The organism is Rothia sp. CCM 9416, from assembly GCF_048513535.1.
Classification (GTDB): Bacteria; Actinomycetota; Actinomycetes; order Actinomycetales; family Micrococcaceae; genus Rothia.
In genome coordinates this window covers 222,638-239,329 of record NZ_JBLXXR010000001.1, presented here as the reverse complement: position 1 = coordinate 239,329, position 16,692 = coordinate 222,638, and the positions used below count along the sequence as shown (strand labels likewise).

Below are 16,692 nucleotides of genomic sequence, written 5' to 3'. Positions count from 1 at the left end.
GCAGGGGCACCGGTGGAACAGTACCAGCTTCAATGCGGACCATCCGCGAGCGCTGGATAACTTCAAAGCCCTGGGCCTGAGCAAATTCTAGGCCGCTAGAAGCCGGTTCTACCTTGGTGCGGAAGGCGCTGACACCACTGGGGGCTGCCTGGGCAGCGTGTTTGAGGGCGGCGATTAGGTGGTTGCCGAGGCCGGTTCGGCGATGGTCGGGTGCTACTTCCAGGTAGGCCCAGAGTCGCTGTGGGTGCAGGTCGGTTTCGTAGATGGTACCTGCGGCGACTGGAACCCCCTGGTGTTCAGCAACCAGGGTGCGGCTAAAGGGCGCCTCTGTATCAGGAGAGAAGGATGAGCGGAAGGCTGCGACCTGGCGGTTTTCGGGGTCCTGCCAGTATTGGAGCATTTCCATGTCGTCGCCGGTGCGCCAGGGGCGTAGGGTGTAGCCAACGGGTAGGGGGGTCTTGGTCTCTGGTGCAGTGGGGGTGGTCTTGTCCACGGGGTTCTTGTCCTTGGCTCTTAGCGGGGTCTACCCCTCTACTCTAACGCCCCCTAGGGCTTCCCTGCCTGCCACTGAGGCGGGGTGGGCGCCCGAATGTGAGCAAGCTCCGCCCTGTAACCTTCTCTTCACCCGCTAGACTAGGAGAGCTTAAAGTTTATTTGACTCTATCGCTTAGTGTGGTTCCATGACATCCCTTTTTTCTCACAAGCCGACCCTGACCGGCTCTTTAGTTCAGTTACGCCCTTTTGACGATTCTGCTATCGATGCCATGATTGAGATTCTGCGTGAGCCCGATGCTTTGCGTAAGACGGCTTCGGCGCATTCCCGACTCATTGGTGGCACTGATGCTGATGAGCAGGCAACCCGTGACTGGTATGCACTGAGGAATACAAAAGATAACCGTCTTGATTTGGCTGTTTTTGCCCCGGCCCTGAACCGTTACGTGGGTGAGGTTGTCTTCAATGAATACAATGCGACCAGCAGGTCCGTCAATTACCGTATTTGCATCAGCTCAGCGGGGCAGAACCGGGGTTACGGTACTCAGGCAACCAAACTGATGGTGGATTACGGCTTTGAGCACCTAGATTTGAACCGAATTGAGCTGGAGGTTGTCGATTTCAATCAGCGTGCCCGCCACGTTTATACCTCCTGCGGTTTTATTCCGGAGGGGCGCCGCCGCCAGGCATTCTTCATTGATGGCACCTACCACGACGCTGTGATCAAGTCGGTCCTGCGGAGCGACTGGGAGGCCAATCGTTCTATGAGCGGTCACCTGAATGTGAACTACGCGTCCGTAGAAGTTTAGGTTCATGCCCCTAGCTAGTGTCTTATAAGGCAAAAGCCGCCCGTTCCTGGTAACAGGGGCGGGCGGCTTTTTTTGGCCTGATTTTGCTGGTACTCCGGGCCAAATGCACTACCGTTACCTCGGCAACTGGCTCGGAGCTGGCCTTAAGGGCCATTTCCGACCGAAGACGGCACCGCTCTCTGGCAACTGGCGGGGCTGGCCTTAAGGGTGTTGCCGAAGAGCGGTGACCTGTTTAAGGCTGGTGTTAAGGGTATTGCCAGAAACAGCAAGGTCCCAGAGAACCAGACTTACTTGGTCAGCTTGGCTGCAAGGTAGGCGGTGACCTGGTCCAGTGAGACGCGCTCCTGGGTCATGGTGTCGCGCTCGCGGATAGTGACAGCCTGGTCTTCTAGAGTGTCAAAGTCCACGGTGATGCAGAAAGGTGTGCCGATTTCATCCTGGCGGCGGTAGCGGCGGCCGATTGCACCGGCGTCGTCATAGTCGATGTTCCAGTTGCGGCGTAGCTCATCGGCCAGTTTCTTGGCGGTAGGAACCAGGTCTTCCTTCTTGGACAGGGGCAGGACGGCGGCCTTGACAGGCGCCAGTCGCGGGTCGAGCTTAAGGACGGTGCGCTTGTCTACGCCACCCTTGGTGTTGGGGGCTTCGTCTTCTACATAGGAGTCTACGAGGAAGGCCATCATGGAGCGGGTCAGGCCAAAGGAGGGCTCGATGACGTAGGGGACGTAGCGTTCGCCGGTGCCCTGGTCGAAGTATTCGAGTTTAGCGTTGGAGTGTTCGTTGTGGACGCCCAGGTCGTAGTTGGTGCGGTTGGCTACGCCCATGAGTTCGCCCCATTCGCCGCCCTGGAAACCGAAGCGGTATTCTAGGTCCATAGTGCCTGCGGAGTAGTGGGCGCGGTCTTCGGCGGGTACATCGAATTTGCGCATGTTGTCGGGGTTGATGCCGAGGTCTACGAACCAGTTCCAGCAGTCTTCGATCCACTGGTCGTAGTATTTGGGTGCGTCGTCGGGGTGGACGAAGTATTCGATTTCCATCTGTTCGAACTCGCGGGTTCGGAAGATGAAGTTGCCGGGGGTAATTTCGTTGCGGAAGGCTTTACCGATCTGGCCGATACCGAAGGGCGGGCGTTTGCGGGCAGCGGTGACGACGTTGTTGAAGTTGACGAAGATGCCTTGGGCGGTTTCGGGGCGCATGAAGTGCAGGCCCTCTTCGTTGTCAACGGGGCCCAGGTAGGTTTTCATGAGGCCGGAGAAGTTTTGGGGTTCGGTCCACTGCCCCTTGTTGCCGCATTTGGGGCAGGTGATGTCGTCCATGCCGTTTTCGGGCTGGCGGCCCTTCTTCTCAACGAAAGCTTCGATGAGGTGGTCTTGGCGGTGCCGGGAGTGACAGGACAGGCACTCAACTAGGGGGTCGGTGAAGGTGGCGACGTGGCCGGAGGCTTCCCAGACCGCCTTAGGCAGGATGATGGAGGAGTCGAGGCCGACCATGTCTGCGCGGCCGCGGACGAAGGTCTGCCACCACTGCTGGCGGATGTTTTCTTTGAGTTCGGCACCGAGCGGGCCGTAGTCCCATGCGGAGCGGGAGCCGCCGTAGATTTCACCTGCTTGGAAGACGAATCCGCGTCGTTTTGCCAGTGAGATGACGTTATCAAGTTGTGACTTCGGTGCCATGTTTTTTGGTTTCTCCTGTGAGCCTGCGCCACCGGTTGTGGCGTGCTTGGATTGTGGGGGCGGTGCCCGGTTGGGCACACTGCCTTTAAGCCTACCGCACCGGTTGAAGGCGGGGAACCAACTGGTCGCTAGACTGGAGGCTATGAGTATTGAGTCTGTGTTTATTCGTGATGAGATGATTCGGCTGGGCCAGTTTTTGAAGCTGGCGAACCTGGTGGAGAACGGGGTTCATGCCCGTGAGGTGATCCGGGACGGCCTTGTTAAGGTGAACGGTGATATTTGTGAGCAGCGTGGCCGCCAGTTGCATGCTGGGGATAGGGTGACTCTCAATGGGGTCACGGTGCAGGTGGCGCACGACTAGGTAAGCGTGAACTCAGCACCCTAGCGGCCAAGACCCTTAACGCCAGCCCCGAGCCAGTTGGTCGCTAGGGTGCTGAGCCAAGGGCCTCAGCCTAGGCTTTGCTCTTTTGTGCCCTAGTACTGGCGGGCTGTTTGGCATGATTCAGCCCGCCGGTTTTCTCTTTAGTTCAAGATGTTCTCGCGGATAAAGGTGCTCATGTGCGCTAGTTCGCTGGGGGCAATCCCGTGGCCGATGCCCGCGTAGAGGTAGTCGGTGAGGCTGGTGTGGTCTTTGACCCATTCTTGGGTGAAGCTGACCTTTTCGGCAGTGATGATGGGGTCAGCTTCGTCCCGGCCCCAGAACAGTGGTAGAGGTTGAGCGGTGAGCTCGGCATCTTTGAAGTAGCCCTCTCCCCCGTCGACCACATAGCCGGACAGCCCAATCACAGTGCGCACCAGGTCGGGCCGGTGGCGGGCAATGCTGGTTGCTATGGCCATACCCTGGGAGAAGCCAAGCAGGTTGAGGCTGCGGTAGTTGGCGGCAAGGGGTTCTAGCCATTCCAGGACGTAGTCCACGGCCAGTTCGATGGCACGGAACCCTACGGTTTCTAGTTGTTGGTTGAGGGGCCACCACTGGTAGCCCACGGCGGGTGCGCCAATGAAGGCGTCCTTGGCGTCGGCGGGCAGGGCGTAGCCTACCGGCTGGGGTGCCCGTACTGAGGCGTAGGTGATGCCCTCTTGGGGCAGGTGGTTGACCAGGCCCATGAGGTCTTGTTCGTGGGAGCCGTAGCCGTGCAAGAGGACGACCAGGTGGGTTCCCCGGCGGAAGGGCTCGGCTTTTGAATACTCAGCAACATGCTGACTCATGACACGCTCCTCGGTGAGTCTGTAAGTCCGGCTTATGGGTGAAGCGTAAGCAACCTACCCCGCCAGGCGAATTTTGCCAGCTGCTGCGATTAGCTGTTGAGTTCTAGGGGTAGCTTGCGGAGCTTGCCTCGGTCTTTTCGTACCCAATTTATCACCGGCGGAGCTTACTTTAGGCTACCGCCCACAGGTGCTTTTTGTGGGTTACTGACCCTAGCCTGTCAGCGGCGTCCTGGGCTTCAAGACTGCGGGCAAGGATGCGTTCGAGTTGCTCGTGTTCAATCAGGAACCCGTCGTACCGGCAGGGTGAGTGAATGACCTCAGGCTCAACCGGTTGCGGTAGTGATGCGGCCATAATGTGGGAGTCGGAGGGGAAGAAGAGCCTATCTGAGTCAACGTAGGCAATGGTCCAGTGGCAGGTAGAAAGCGCCAGTGCTCTCAGCAGCCCGCTCCTGTCACGGCCAAGGTCGTGAGAGAGCAGGGCTTCATTGATAGCTAGATAAGAGTTAGCGTCAAACCGTGCGGTCAGTTTCTGGCCGTGGTAGTCCAGATAGTTCTCTACCTGGTAGCGGCCACGGTCAGCCGGTAGGCAGTGGAGAATGTTCTGTTGCTCCTGGGCATCGCGGCCAAAACGAAAGTTTAGTTCGGCGGCGCAGCGGTAGGTGGTGTGGGCGATCCGGCGGGCCAGGGCCAGGGAGTCCACGAACCTCTGGGCGGTAGCGGAATCAGCGTCTTTGAGGGTGAAGTCAACGATGGCACCGGCGCCCTTGGGTAGGTACTTCTGCGCCAGGGTGTAGTAGGGGAGGTTTTTAGGCCGGAGTAAGTCACGGACTCTACTGCCGGGTGCGCCTGCAGGTAGTCTGCCACCTTGCGGGCATTCTCTACGTGGCGTTCGACGCGCAGTGAGAGGGTTTCCAGGCCGATAGCGATGTTGAAGGCGTTGGTGGGTGCGATGGAGGAACCCAGGTCACGCAGCAGAGCCACGCGGGCTTTGAGGATGTAGGAGAGGTTGACCCCAAAGGCACCGTCCTTGCCCAGGTCGCGGGCGTAGACCAGGCCCTGGTAGCCCTGATCGGGCTGGTTGAAGAGGGGGTAAAGGTTCTGATGCCCTCGGGTGAGTTAGTGAGGCACATCGGTCCCGCGCTTGCACACCCGGTTCTCGGTGAGGTGTGCCAGGTCTTCACCCAGGGCACCCCACCGCGAGTGGAGGGTTGCCGGCCAGCTAGCTGGGGCTTAGCGCTGGCTCTCATGACCTGCTTTTAGTTTTCCCTTTCGAACGGTCGTTGGTCAAGATGCTGTTTTAAAAAGTCTTCATGTGTCTGTTTATTGCGTAAGTTACGATGGGGGGGCGGGCAGGGTTGCCCGCCGAGGCTCTGATACGGGCTGCCCTGCCCCCACTTTGGGTTACTTATGGGTAACCCCCCGGGGTAAGAAAGGTGACCCAGAAGAATAACTGGCTACAATGTTCACAAGGTATTATTCCCACCGTAGGTTAAGGAGCCTCATGCCCGTACCTGTTCTTGAGTTTGAATACAGCACGCTCCAGACTCTGATTGATACTTTCAAGGCAACTAAGGAGTCTTTTGAGGGCTTTTTGGAAAGCAAGGCTCCTACCCCGGCGAGTGCACACGACCCTGTGGCTGAACATCACGCCGCGGCCCTGGGAGGGCAGGAGAGCTCTTTGCTTTCTGACGCTGCAGAATCTTTCCAGAATGCGCAGGATGGTGCACAGGCAGCATACGATGCCTTTAAGATTGCCGATGGGGCAGAAGGGTAGGTGGCATGATGGGTTCACGTCCATCGGATTGGTCTCCTCTGACAGGTGGCGACCCTTGCCCTGGTGATCCTGATTCTTGGCAAGCGACCATTAACCACTGGTCTACCCGCAAAACCGAGATTGATGCTATTAGAAAAGTTTTAAACCGCGGTAGGTGTATTGACGGTAGGAGTAACCGCATCACCAAAATTGAGCATACCTTTGAGCTGGGCGCCACGATGTGTGAGAAAATCTCCGGTGAGTTTCAGCGAGTTCACGATGTTCTGACTGACTGGCAGAAGAACCTACGAGAGATGCAGGAAAAGGCTGACGCGGCTCTTTCGGTAGCTCGACAGGCCCAAATTCACAAGGAAGAAGCTCAGGATAAACTCCGCTTTTATGAACGTCATTCCCTCACTTCCGCACTGGGGCGGTTGTCCGCTGATCTAAGCGGTTCAATGATTTTTTCTCTTCGCCAGGACATCTCAGAGGCAAATGCTTGCATTGCTACCCAGCAGGCTGTGGTTGATGAGATTCGGGAGCAATACACGTCCCGGTCAGCAACCGCCGTTAATGGATACAATATTTCGGGTATTGGTGGCATCTTTGTGGATCGGTCTTCTGGTGCTTCTGGGCTGGCTCCTTTCTCGTCTGCTGATGAGGTTCTTTCTTTCTTCCTGGGTTTTGATGCTCAGGCTCTGACTCTTGCTTTCGAAACCGCTGCTGCATCCGATGAGTTTCAGCCTCAGCTATTGGATGCGCTGAGTCAGCTGACACCCCAGCAGATTAATGAGTATTTTGCGGCTCACCCGGAGTTCGCCCGTTTTCCTTTGCAGATGCAAGGTAGCAACATTGATCGGGCGGAGGCCTATAAGGCCTGGTGGGCGCAGTTGGATGAAAACCAGCAAAAGGCTTTCACTATTGCCGCCCCGGGGATTGTGGGGAATATGGACGGGGTACCGTACACGGTCAGGGATCAGGCTAACCGTAAGTTAGCGAAAACAGTAGCAGAAGACCCGAATACTGATGAAGCCACCAGAAAAGCTCTGGAAAACCTGCTCGCAGCAGCGACCACGGGAGATGACGGAATCCCCCGGTACGTTACCAGCCTCGACCTCTCCAATATTAAGCCGGAGAACGAGGACGGCTATGACTATAACAATGTGCTGGCTTCGGTTTCCTTGGGCTCGGTGGATGATGCCGATAAGGTAACCGTGGTGGTCCCCGGTATGACCAATAATGTGGCCGGTAGCATGGTTGAACTAACTGGAACAGGCGTTAACATTTACCAGGAACAATATAGAGCAGAACAACTCCATGGCACTAACGACCCCAAGCTTGCTGTTGTTCTCTGGATCGGTTACGAGACTCCCCCTCATCTCGATGAAGAAGGCAGACAGCTTTTGGGTGGCAAGACCTTTACCCAGTCAAAGATGGTGACCGATATCTACCTGGCCGAACAGGGCGGCCAAAACCTAGCCGGTTTTATTGACGGGCTGAATGTTACTAAGTCCACGGCGGTTACCTGTGAAAAAGACGGTCTCTATAGTGATGCGCATATATCGGTGATTGCCCACTCCTACGGTACAACTACTACCGCCGAGGCCATGCAGGTCTCAGAGACCAAGGTTGATAATATCGTCATGTATGGATCAGCCGGTCTGGGTATTGAGAGCATTTACGATGCCAATTCAGCCGAGGGCTGGAATGTGGAGCGTGATGCCAAGGGCAGACAAAAGATTTTCTTTACCGACTCAATGGAGGACTGGACAGCCCTCGGAGGCTACCTGCCGGGCTGGCTCTTAGATTCATCGCTAATCTCGAAAGAAAATCGTCTGCTCCCCTATGCTGTTGCTGATGCCCAGCGTTTCCAATCCACTGAAGGTATATCCGCCGATGGTTACTACCTGGAGGATGTTGATATGCACGGCTTCAACATTGACGGCGACAATCAGGGCTACGCTCACAAGCAAACCTCGAGCCTGGTCTACGGTGCGAGAGCGGCACTGGGCTACACCGAAGACTTGGATCTGAAACTCTATAAGCCCTACTACTATGAGGGTGAGGGCGATAGTTTACGGTTAGTTCCAGTTACTGCTGCTGACTGCGATGAAAATGGGCGGGTACGCCCTGAAATTATGCAAAAGGTTAGGAAGGCACAGTCTTCTATGACCGGCGACCAGGTTCTGACCTTTGTCCCCTCCCCTGTCTAGAGCCCCCGCCCGGGGCTAGGAAGGAAGCTACAGTCTAATGTATTTTAAATCGTCTCTAGGAAAGGTTCTGGTAATTTCTATGGCCTCGCTCGGTGCTCTGACCGCTTGCGGTGGTGGCAACACCCAACCCAACCCCACCACAAACCCCACAGCCAACGCCACCACCATCGAACAAGAATTCAAAACCCTCACCCAAGGCACCATCACCGCCACCGGCACAGAACCCACCCTCTACACCTACCCCAGCAAACGCACCTACACCCCCGACTACCTCCACAACTCCTACCCCATCGGCTCCTGCGGAAAAGACAAACTCAATCTGTCTGTGATGCTCAACACCAGCCAAGACCTCACCCCCCAGCAATACCAAGAAAAAATAGACAAGGTCTACACCTACTGGAAAACCCAAAACCTCCAACCCAAATACTTCCGACCCGCAGGCAACGGCATCAGCATCATGGCCACCACCCCCACCGGCGGCGAAATCACCTACATGGCCTCCCAATACGGCGAAATGTACACCTTCGACACCGTCTGCAACGACGTCCTCCAACGCAAAGAACCCCTCGACTGGAACGCCCCCACCGACAAGGGCTACTAAACACCCATGAAAACACCCACCACCGCAGCGTAAAGGTAACTTGCCCATAAATTCCGTAATATGGCTTGGCTCAAACTCTTTAGTATCTACCGCTATATAACTTATGTAACTGAGAAATCTCTGGTCCCACTAGATAAAAGAGTCTCATTGGTCGCAAAAAAGCTATAGACTGCGTACACTCAGGATATTTGGTTCCACCAAATTACTAGAAAGTTGGTAGGCATTTTCTACCCTGACCGGGTAGCCCTACCTGCCCTGTAGCACACACCCACAGATCCGGCTGAAAGGTGACCGAGCATGCCCGTGCCCCCTCTTGCCCAACGTACCCCACTTGAACGTACCCACCACGGTGATACTTTTATCGACCACTACGAGTGGCTCCGCGATAAAGAAAGCCAGCAGGTACTGGACTATCTGAAGGCAGAAAACGCTTACACTGAGGCCGCGACAGCCGACCAACAGCCCCTACGTGACGCTATTTTTGAAGAAATCAAGGGCCGCACCCAGCAAACCGACATGTCGGTGCCTTCGCGCAGGGGGGCCTGGTGGTACTTCAATCGCACCGTCGCCGGTCAGCAGTACCCGATTATGTGCCGGGTTCCCGCTCAGACCGAGGGCAGCCTGGCGGAGCGCTACGAGCCACCGGTCGTTCAGCCCGGCCAGCCTCTTGACGGGGAGCAGGTCGTTCTGGACTGTAACGACTTCGCCCGCGATATGGCTTTCTTCTCACTGGGCTCTTTTCAGGTCACCCGTGACGGCACCCTTTTGACTTTCGGTGTTGATGACTCCGGCGATGAACGCTACACCCAGTACTTTAAGAATCTGGAGACCGGTGACTTCCTCCCCGAAACTTTGGAGAACATCTTTGCCGGTGCTTTCTTTGCCTCCGGCGCAAGCCACCTGATCTACTCAGTGGCTGATGAGTCCTGGCGGCCCTATGAGATTCGCGCTCATGCGCTGGGCACCAGCCCGGAGCAGGACATTGTGCTCTACCGCGAGGACGACCCCGGTATGTGGCTAAGCGCGAACATGTCCTCATCCCGCACCCACCTTGTGATTACGTCCTCAAATTCTGAATACTCAGAGACTCGCATTATTAACATTCACGAGCTGGGCCAGCTTGAGCCCACCCTCATCCTGCACCGGGATGCTGGGCTTGAGCACACCACCGACATTATCGATGTCAACGGAACCGGCTACCTGGTACTGGGGCACAATTACCAGGCTCCTAACGGTGAGGTTGTTCTTGCTCCCCTGCATGACCGGTATCTTGCTTTTGAGGACTTCCGGGCGGGCTGGATTCCTCTGATGCCGCACAGTTCCGATGTCAGGATTGAGAGCTTCAAGTTCTCCCGTAACCACTGGGTGGTTATGGCACGTGAGAACACCACGGTCAAGGTCTTTATTGCCCCTCGGAGTGCTCTAGCAGAGCAAATTGCAAACCCGCATGCTCAGGGAATAGAGCTCTATGAGCCGGGCGGTTTTACCGATGAGCTTTATACCTCGGCCTTTTCGGGGGTCAATATCATGTCCCCGGTGATACGGCTGAACTACACTTCCTATCTAACCCCCAATAGCGTCTACGATTATTTCCCGGACAGCGATGAGCTCATTTTGCGCCGGCAGACCCCGGTCCTTGGCTACCTGCCAGAGCAGTACACGGCCTACCGCATGTGGGCACCAGCTGAGGACGGGGCTATGATTCCTCTGTCTGTCATGCACCGCGCTGACCTGGATCGGAGTCAGGGACACCCTGTGATTCAGTACGGCTACGGCTCCTACGAGTCCTCCATGGACCCCTATTTCTCAACGGCCCGCCTGAGCGTGCTGGACCGAAACGTCGTTTTCGTTGTTGCCCATGTTCGAGGTGGCGGGGAGCTGGGCCGCGCCTGGTACACCGAGGGCAAGAAACTGGCTAAGAAGAACACCTTTACCGATTTCATTGCTGCTACCGACTTTTTGGCACAGCAGCCCTGGGTTGATGCCTCCCGCATCGGAATTATGGGCGGTTCTGCCGGTGGTCTACTGATGGGTGCGGTGGTGAACATGGCTCCCGAGAAGTACGCCGCTTGTCTTGCACAGGTACCCTTTGTGGATGCTCTGACCACCATTCTTGATCCTAACCTGCCGCTATCGTCCCTGGAGTGGGAGGAGTGGGGCAACCCCATAACCGACCGTGAGGTCTATGAGTACATGAAGTCCTACAGCCCCTACGAAAATATCCGCCCGGTTCGCTACCCCGCCATTGCAGCGGTCACCTCGCTCAATGACACCCGAGTTTTCTATGTGGAGCCAGCCAAGTGGGTTGCCGCTCTTAGGCACACCATTGCACAGGACTCCCCCACGCCTCTCCTGAAGATTGAGATGGAGGGCGGTCACGGTGGCGGTTCGGGGCGCTATACCGCCTGGAAAGAAATCGCCTGGGACTATGCCTTCTTACTACAAAAGTTAGGTGCTCAAGACTGAGCGGACACAGGCCGGACGGCCCCTTGCATAAGTTACGACTATGACAAACAATATTTCAAAGGTCCCTCTGAGCATCACTCAGGAGGTCTTACTCTCCATTCTCAGTAAACCTGCTTACCGGGCTCAGTGGATGCCCTATGCTCAGAGGCAAAGGGGCTCTTTGGTCAACCAAAGAGCTGTAGCCACCTTCATCGCCTATCATCTCTCTGACGAGACTGGCACAGAGGTATCAGTAGAATCGCTTAAGGACCGCGTATCACGCGCACTCACGGGCTATCTACCCTCCGATTCAACGCTTCAGCTCTTTGCGTCCGCTTTTGGTTTCACTCTCTCAGAGCGCCAGGAGCTACGCCAAGCCCTTTCGGCAGATACCTTCTCTCGCAGGGCTATATCCACTACCTCGGCAGATGAGGAAGAGCCACCAGATGCCCTAGAAAGAGCACGTTCAGACTATACTTCTTTGTCCACTATCATGATCTGCCATACGGATAGGGAGGGCCTTTTAACCAGCATCGACATTACAGAAGTGATCCAAGCTGACAGGGATCATGTCACCCGTATCCTACCCCGCTTTGAGGCCCCTCAGGCTGATTTTAATCTGCTGGAGGGGGGTCAGCTACAGGTGACCCAGGCGCCGGAGAAGATCAAACCCCACGGGGAGGATAACACCCTGTGGGAATTGGTTATCCAGCCTCCTAGCCCCATCCGCAAGGAACAGATCCACCAGGTACGGTATCGAATCGATATCGACCCCTCTGAAGATCAGCTCATAGATAACCAAAATTGCATCACCCTGGGGCCTTTTGAAAAGGCCCGTTACAATTTCACCTTAGTGATTGATGGACAGGCACCCCTGAAGAACATGGTCAAAAAAATCTGGGGACCCACCATCGATGAATCCGAATTGATTGATTCTTCTAGCCTGCCCGACCAGTCCTATCATTCCCTGTCCCTACCCATTATTCAGGACACCATTGTTGCCTACCAGTGGGAGCACTCCCACTCAGATTCTTAAGGCTTTGAGAGAAAGTCACTCTAGTCATGAATCATAATCCTGATTTTCCTTCCCTGGACGAGGGTGCCCAGCTACCGGCGCCCCATTCCTTTCGTGACCAGTCGGTCAAACTAGCCAGCGCGATTCTGCGCCAGGAACTACTCTCTGCAAGCAACCGCGCTATCTGGTCTAAGCACACCGCTTCAGATGGCGATCCGCCCTCCCAGACTCTCTCAGTCAGGGCCATATCCAGGGCCATCGCCGCCCATTGCAAACACTATTATGGTCAAGACTGCTCCAGCAACCGCTATAAAGACCGGGTCAGCCGCGCTATTCGCGGGGAGCATATCAGTCTTGACACCCTCAATCTTTTCACCGAAACCTTCAGTTTCAGCCCCTCCGCCAGCGCTAACCTCCATGAAGTACTGACCACTGGGATCGAAACGGATGAGATGCTCGGAATGCTCAGAGTGGTCCCCCAGGCATCTATCGTCAGTTCCTTCACCAGAGTTGATTTAGCCCCCTCAGATCAGGATGGGGAAGACCATGTCATGGCTCATATCAACGCCAAGCTCCTGAGCCTAGAGACCGGTTGCTCGGCCTTACTGCTACCGCTTTCAGCTACTAGCACAGTCACCGTCCGAGAGAGCAACTTCTTACTCAGCAGGCTAGAGGGTGGCCCGGAGTGGGTTTTTACTCCCATGCAGTACATACCACCCCTGCAAACCTTTATGCTCAGGTTTTCTGTCCTTATCCAGGCTCCTGCCGATTCCGAGGGATTCCGAAAAATCCACTTCCCCTTAGCGACGCGCGTTCATTCCACCGGGATCCGGGTTGAGACGGGAGGACAGAAAAAAGACATCGAAATTCTACTGGAGGGTCGCGGGTCCAAAGCAGACACAACTTTAATCCATGAAACAGTGGAGGACTACTCGTCCTGTTTTATCCCCCTACTCAGCGACGACTATCTGGTGGTTCGATGGCGCTAGCAGCTGCCTTTTCCCGGTGCTACATAAGAACGACATGGGCACTTATAGAATCAAAGCACCGGTTGAGGTAAAACGGCTGAGGCCCTCTTGAGGGGTTACTCAGCCAGCCAGGAGGGCTCTAACCAGCCTGACAAACCGCAGGTGCTCACCTCATATCTGCAGGCATGCTGGCCAGTAGGATCTCTCCCCCCAGAGATCTGGCTCTCCTAAGGGCGGAACCCACCCGGTCACTGATTCAGGTAGTTTTGGTGCGATATAGCTCCTGAATCTCTAGGGCTTGTTTTTCAAGCCCAGCTCTTGGCCCGAAAGGTCAAGATGATGCCCCTAGGGTATAAATGGTGCGAGTCAAACAGCCCACCTGCTAGCAGGTGGGCTGTTTGCTATTGAGGCCCCCCGTAGAGGCTTTTATACAGCCAGTTTTTCTAAAATCAGCTCGCGCACACGTCCGGCATCTGCCTGCCCCCGGGTTGCTTTCATGACCTGGCCAACGATAGCGCCAACAGCCTGAATCTTGCCGGCCCGAATCTTATCGGCAACATCGGGCATAGCTGCCAGAGCATCGTCGATAGCGGCGGTCAGCGCCCCATCGTCAGAAACAACAGCAAGGCCGCGCTTCTCGACGATTTCAGCGGGTTGGCCTTCACCGTCAATGACAAAGCCAAGTACCTGGCGGGCAATCTTGTCGTTAATCTTCTGAGCTTCAACCAGCTTATTTAGCTCGACAACGGTCTGGGCAGTCACACCGGTTTCCGTCAGTTCAACTTCACCTTCCTTGGCGATACGAGCGATTTCGCCCATCCACCACTTACGAGCAACGGAGGCGGGAGCACCAGCAGCTACGGTTTCCTCGATAGCGTCCATAGCACCGGCGTTTACTACGTCGCGGAACTCCTCGTCCGAGAAACCCCAGTCAGCCTTCAGACGGCGACGGCGCTCGGCAGGAGGCTCGGGTAGCTCTGCACGCAGGCGCTCAATCCATTCACTGTCGGTAACGACGGGAACCAAATCGGGCTCCGGGAAGTAGCGGTAATCGTCAGCATCGGACTTGGGGCGACCCGATGTGGTTTCGCGGGTGTCCTCGTGCCAGTGACGGGTCTCCTGAACGACCTTCTCCCCTGCCTCAAGAACAGCCGCGTGGCGCTGAATCTCGTAGCGGACAGCACGCTCAACGGAACGCAGTGAGTTCACGTTCTTGGTTTCTGAGCGGGTACCGAACTCGGTGGTGCCCTTAGGCATGAGCGAGACGTTGGCATCACAGCGCACGTTACCGCGTTCCATCTTGGCATCGGAGATACCCAGGTTTTTGACGATTTCACGGATTGCCGCAACGTAGGCGCGGGCCAGCTCGGGCGCACGCTCACCGGCACCCACAATGGGGCGGGTCACAATCTCAATGAGCGGAACACCGGCACGGTTGTAATCCACCAGTGAGAAGTCAGCGCCCTGGATACGGCCAGCGCTACCACCCTTGTGGGTCAGCTTACCGGCGTCCTCTTCCATGTGGGCACGTTCAATCTCAATGGTAAAGACGGTGCCATCTTCCAGCTCGACATCCAGTGACCCGTTGGCGGCGATGGGCTCATCGTATTGGGAGGTCTGGAAGTTCTTGGGGGTATCGGGGTAGAAGTAGTTCTTCCGCGCGAAATGTGAGATAGGAGCGATTTCGCAGCCCAGAGCCAGACCCAGCTTAATCGCGGATTCAACAGCCTTGCCATTGACCACCGGAAGAACACCGGGCAACCCCAGCGAAACAGGGGTGATGTTGGTGTTGGGGGTGTCACCGAACTCGTTGGGGGCCGCGTCAAACATCTTGGTTTTGGTGTTGAGCTCTACGTGCACCTCAAAGCCAAGTACGGGGTCGTACTTCTCCATGGCTTCTTCAAACGACAGGATTTCGTCAGACATTTACTTAGCTCCCTCGAAGTCGAAGTCACGGATTAGGGTTTCAGTATCGGGTAACTGCTCGTGCAGGTAGCCACCCCATTGAGCGACAAGCAGGGCTTCCAGGCCTGCACCTGCGCGGTAGAGACGGGCGTCCTCATGGGCAGGAGCGGTGAACTGGATACCCACGGGCAGGCCGTCTTCATCTGCTAGACCGGCAGGCAGAGACAGCGAAGGAACACCGGCTAGGTTGGTGGGCACGGTAGCGATATCGCCCTTGTACATAGCCATGGGGTCGCCCTTGGTCTTCTCACCCAGCTTGTAGGCGGTGGTGGGAGCGGTGGGGCTGATCAGTACATCTGCAAGCTCAAAAGCCTTAGCGTAATCGCGCTGAATCAGGGTGCGAACCTTCTGGGCTGAGCCATAGTAGGCATCGTAGTAGCCGGCAGAGAGTGCGTAGGTACCCAGAATGATGCGGCGCTTAGCCTCGGCACCAAAGCCTGCTGCACGAGAAGCAGCCATGACGCGCTCGATGGTAATGTTGCCTTCTTCGGGCAGCTTACGCAGGCCAAAACGAACGCCGTCATACTTAGCCAGGTTTGAAGAAACCTCCGAAGCCATAATCAGGTAGTAGGCACCGATTGCTTCCCTGACGGAGGGCAGGGACACCTCAACGATTTCGGCTCCGGCTTCTTTGAGAAGTTCCAGTGACTCATTGAAGCGAGCCATGACACCGGCTTGGAAGCCCTCGCCGGTCAGTTCCTTGATGACGCCTACGCGCAGACCCTTGATGCCACCCTCAGCGGCACCTTCACGGGCTGCCTGAGCGTAAGCAGGGACCTGAACGGGCAGTGAAGTGGAGTCCTTGGGGTCATGCCCACCGATGACCTCGTGCAGTAGCGCGGTATCAAGGACGGTGCGAGCACAGGGGCCTACCTGATCCAGAGATGAGGCCATAGCAATGACACCGTAGCGGGAGACTGAGCCGTAGGTGGGCTTGACACCGACGGAGCCGGTAAGAGCCGCAGGCTGACGGATTGAACCACCTGTGTCGGTCCCCAGGGCCAAAGGAGCCTGGAAAGCCGCAACGGCAACGGCTGAGCCGCCGCCTGAGCCGCCGGGAATGCGATCCAGTGCCCAGGGGTTGCGGGTTACGCCAAAGGCGGAGTGCTCGGTGGTGGAACCCATCGCAAATTCATCGAGATTGGTCTTACCCAGAATAGGCATGCGCGCTTGGCGGAGCTTCTGGGTAACGGTACCGTCGTAAGGGCTTATCCAGCCCTCAAGCATGCGGGAGGCGGCAGTGGTGGGCTGACCCTTGGTGACAATCAGATCCTTCACGGCGATAGGGACACCGGCCAGGGCAGGCAGTTCCTTACCAGCGGCACGGTCTTGGTCAACGCTCCGAGCAACAGCCAAAGCTTCCTCAGAGTTCAGGTGCAAGAAAGCGTTCAGGCCGCTCTTGCCAGCGGCCCGGTTATCGGGGTCAAGCGCCTGACCATCGGTAGCAAGGATATGCTCCAGGTAGGCCTGGGTCACCTCAACTGAGGTCAGCTCACCAGCGGCAAGCTTTTCAGCAATTTCGGCTGCGGACAGTTTAATAATGTCAGTCATGCCT

The 16,692-nt window shown here is 56.3% G+C and carries 13 protein-coding genes, 1 pseudogene and 1 riboswitch; of the genes and pseudogenes, 8 read left to right on the top strand and 6 right to left on the bottom strand.

The annotated features are described in order from the left end of the window. Positions 1-493: GNAT family N-acetyltransferase (locus tag ACN080_RS01080; RefSeq protein ID WP_419112830.1), on the bottom strand; the 493-nt coding region annotated here is incomplete at its 3' end. 187 nt (positions 494-680) lie between these two features. On the opposite strand from ACN080_RS01080, the gene ACN080_RS01075 reads away from it, so the two are divergent. Then, positions 681-1,301 carry a GNAT family N-acetyltransferase gene (locus ACN080_RS01075; protein WP_419105030.1) on the top strand — a complete coding sequence of 207 codons (621 nt, stop codon included), beginning with the start codon at positions 681-683 and terminating at the stop codon, positions 1,299-1,301. A 287-nt stretch (positions 1,302-1,588) separates the two neighbouring features. On the opposite strand, the gene ACN080_RS01070 is transcribed toward ACN080_RS01075, so the two are convergent. Then, positions 1,589-2,971, bottom strand: a complete 1,383-nt coding sequence (locus ACN080_RS01070; protein ID WP_419112256.1) for a glycine--tRNA ligase — start codon at positions 2,969-2,971, stop codon at positions 1,589-1,591. A 142-nt stretch (positions 2,972-3,113) separates the two neighbouring features. Between ACN080_RS01070 and ACN080_RS01065 the strand changes: the two genes are divergently transcribed. Continuing rightward, positions 3,114-3,332 carry an RNA-binding S4 domain-containing protein gene (locus tag ACN080_RS01065; RefSeq protein WP_419100238.1) on the top strand — a complete coding sequence of 73 codons (219 nt, stop codon included), beginning with the start codon at positions 3,114-3,116 and terminating at the stop codon, positions 3,330-3,332. Positions 3,333-3,493: 161 nt separating this feature from the next. On the opposite strand, the gene ACN080_RS01060 is transcribed toward ACN080_RS01065, so the two are convergent. Then, on the bottom strand, positions 3,494-4,177 hold the full coding sequence (locus ACN080_RS01060; RefSeq protein ID WP_419112829.1) for an alpha/beta hydrolase: 684 nt from the start codon (positions 4,175-4,177) through the stop codon (positions 3,494-3,496). 664 nt (positions 4,178-4,841) lie between these two features. Continuing rightward, positions 4,842-5,269, bottom strand: a pseudogene (locus ACN080_RS01055) (PLP-dependent transferase); the annotation flags it as partial. 40 nt (positions 5,270-5,309) lie between these two features. Further along, positions 5,310-5,428, bottom strand: a riboswitch (SAM riboswitch). Positions 5,429-5,678: 250 nt separating this feature from the next. Here ACN080_RS01055 and ACN080_RS01050 point away from each other — a divergent pair. The 6 genes from ACN080_RS01050 to ACN080_RS01025 all read left to right on the top strand — a co-directional run bounded on the left by ACN080_RS01050 (position 5,679) and on the right by ACN080_RS01025 (position 13,193). After that, positions 5,679-5,951: a hypothetical protein gene (locus ACN080_RS01050; protein ID WP_419100240.1), complete on the top strand. Its 273-nt coding sequence runs from the start codon at positions 5,679-5,681 to the stop codon at positions 5,949-5,951. Between the two features lie 5 nt (positions 5,952-5,956). Continuing rightward, on the top strand, positions 5,957-8,143 hold the full coding sequence (locus ACN080_RS01045; protein ID WP_419112828.1) for an alpha/beta hydrolase: 2,187 nt from the start codon (positions 5,957-5,959) through the stop codon (positions 8,141-8,143). Positions 8,144-8,180: 37 nt separating this feature from the next. Beyond that, entirely contained in the window at positions 8,181-8,744 is a 564-nt protein-coding gene (locus tag ACN080_RS01040; protein ID WP_419112827.1) for a hypothetical protein, read from the top strand. A gap of 297 nt (positions 8,745-9,041) precedes the next feature. Further along, positions 9,042-11,210, top strand: a complete 2,169-nt coding sequence (locus ACN080_RS01035) for a S9 family peptidase (protein WP_419112826.1) — start codon at positions 9,042-9,044, stop codon at positions 11,208-11,210. 40 nt (positions 11,211-11,250) lie between these two features. Beyond that, complete coding sequence (locus ACN080_RS01030; RefSeq protein ID WP_419099814.1) at positions 11,251-12,225, top strand: hypothetical protein; 975 nt, start codon at positions 11,251-11,253, stop codon at positions 12,223-12,225. A gap of 26 nt (positions 12,226-12,251) precedes the next feature. Beyond that, positions 12,252-13,193, top strand: a complete 942-nt coding sequence (locus ACN080_RS01025) for a hypothetical protein (RefSeq protein ID WP_419099815.1) — start codon at positions 12,252-12,254, stop codon at positions 13,191-13,193. A gap of 405 nt (positions 13,194-13,598) precedes the next feature. Here ACN080_RS01025 and gatB read toward each other — a convergent pair whose 3' ends face one another. Both gatB and gatA read right to left on the bottom strand, forming a co-directional pair. Then, on the bottom strand, positions 13,599-15,098 hold the full coding sequence (gene gatB, locus ACN080_RS01020) for an Asp-tRNA(Asn)/Glu-tRNA(Gln) amidotransferase subunit GatB (RefSeq protein ID WP_419099816.1): 1,500 nt from the start codon (positions 15,096-15,098) through the stop codon (positions 13,599-13,601). Continuing rightward, entirely contained in the window at positions 15,099-16,688 is a 1,590-nt protein-coding gene (gatA, locus tag ACN080_RS01015) for an Asp-tRNA(Asn)/Glu-tRNA(Gln) amidotransferase subunit GatA (protein ID WP_419112825.1), read from the bottom strand. Positions 16,689-16,692 lie beyond the last annotated feature (4 nt).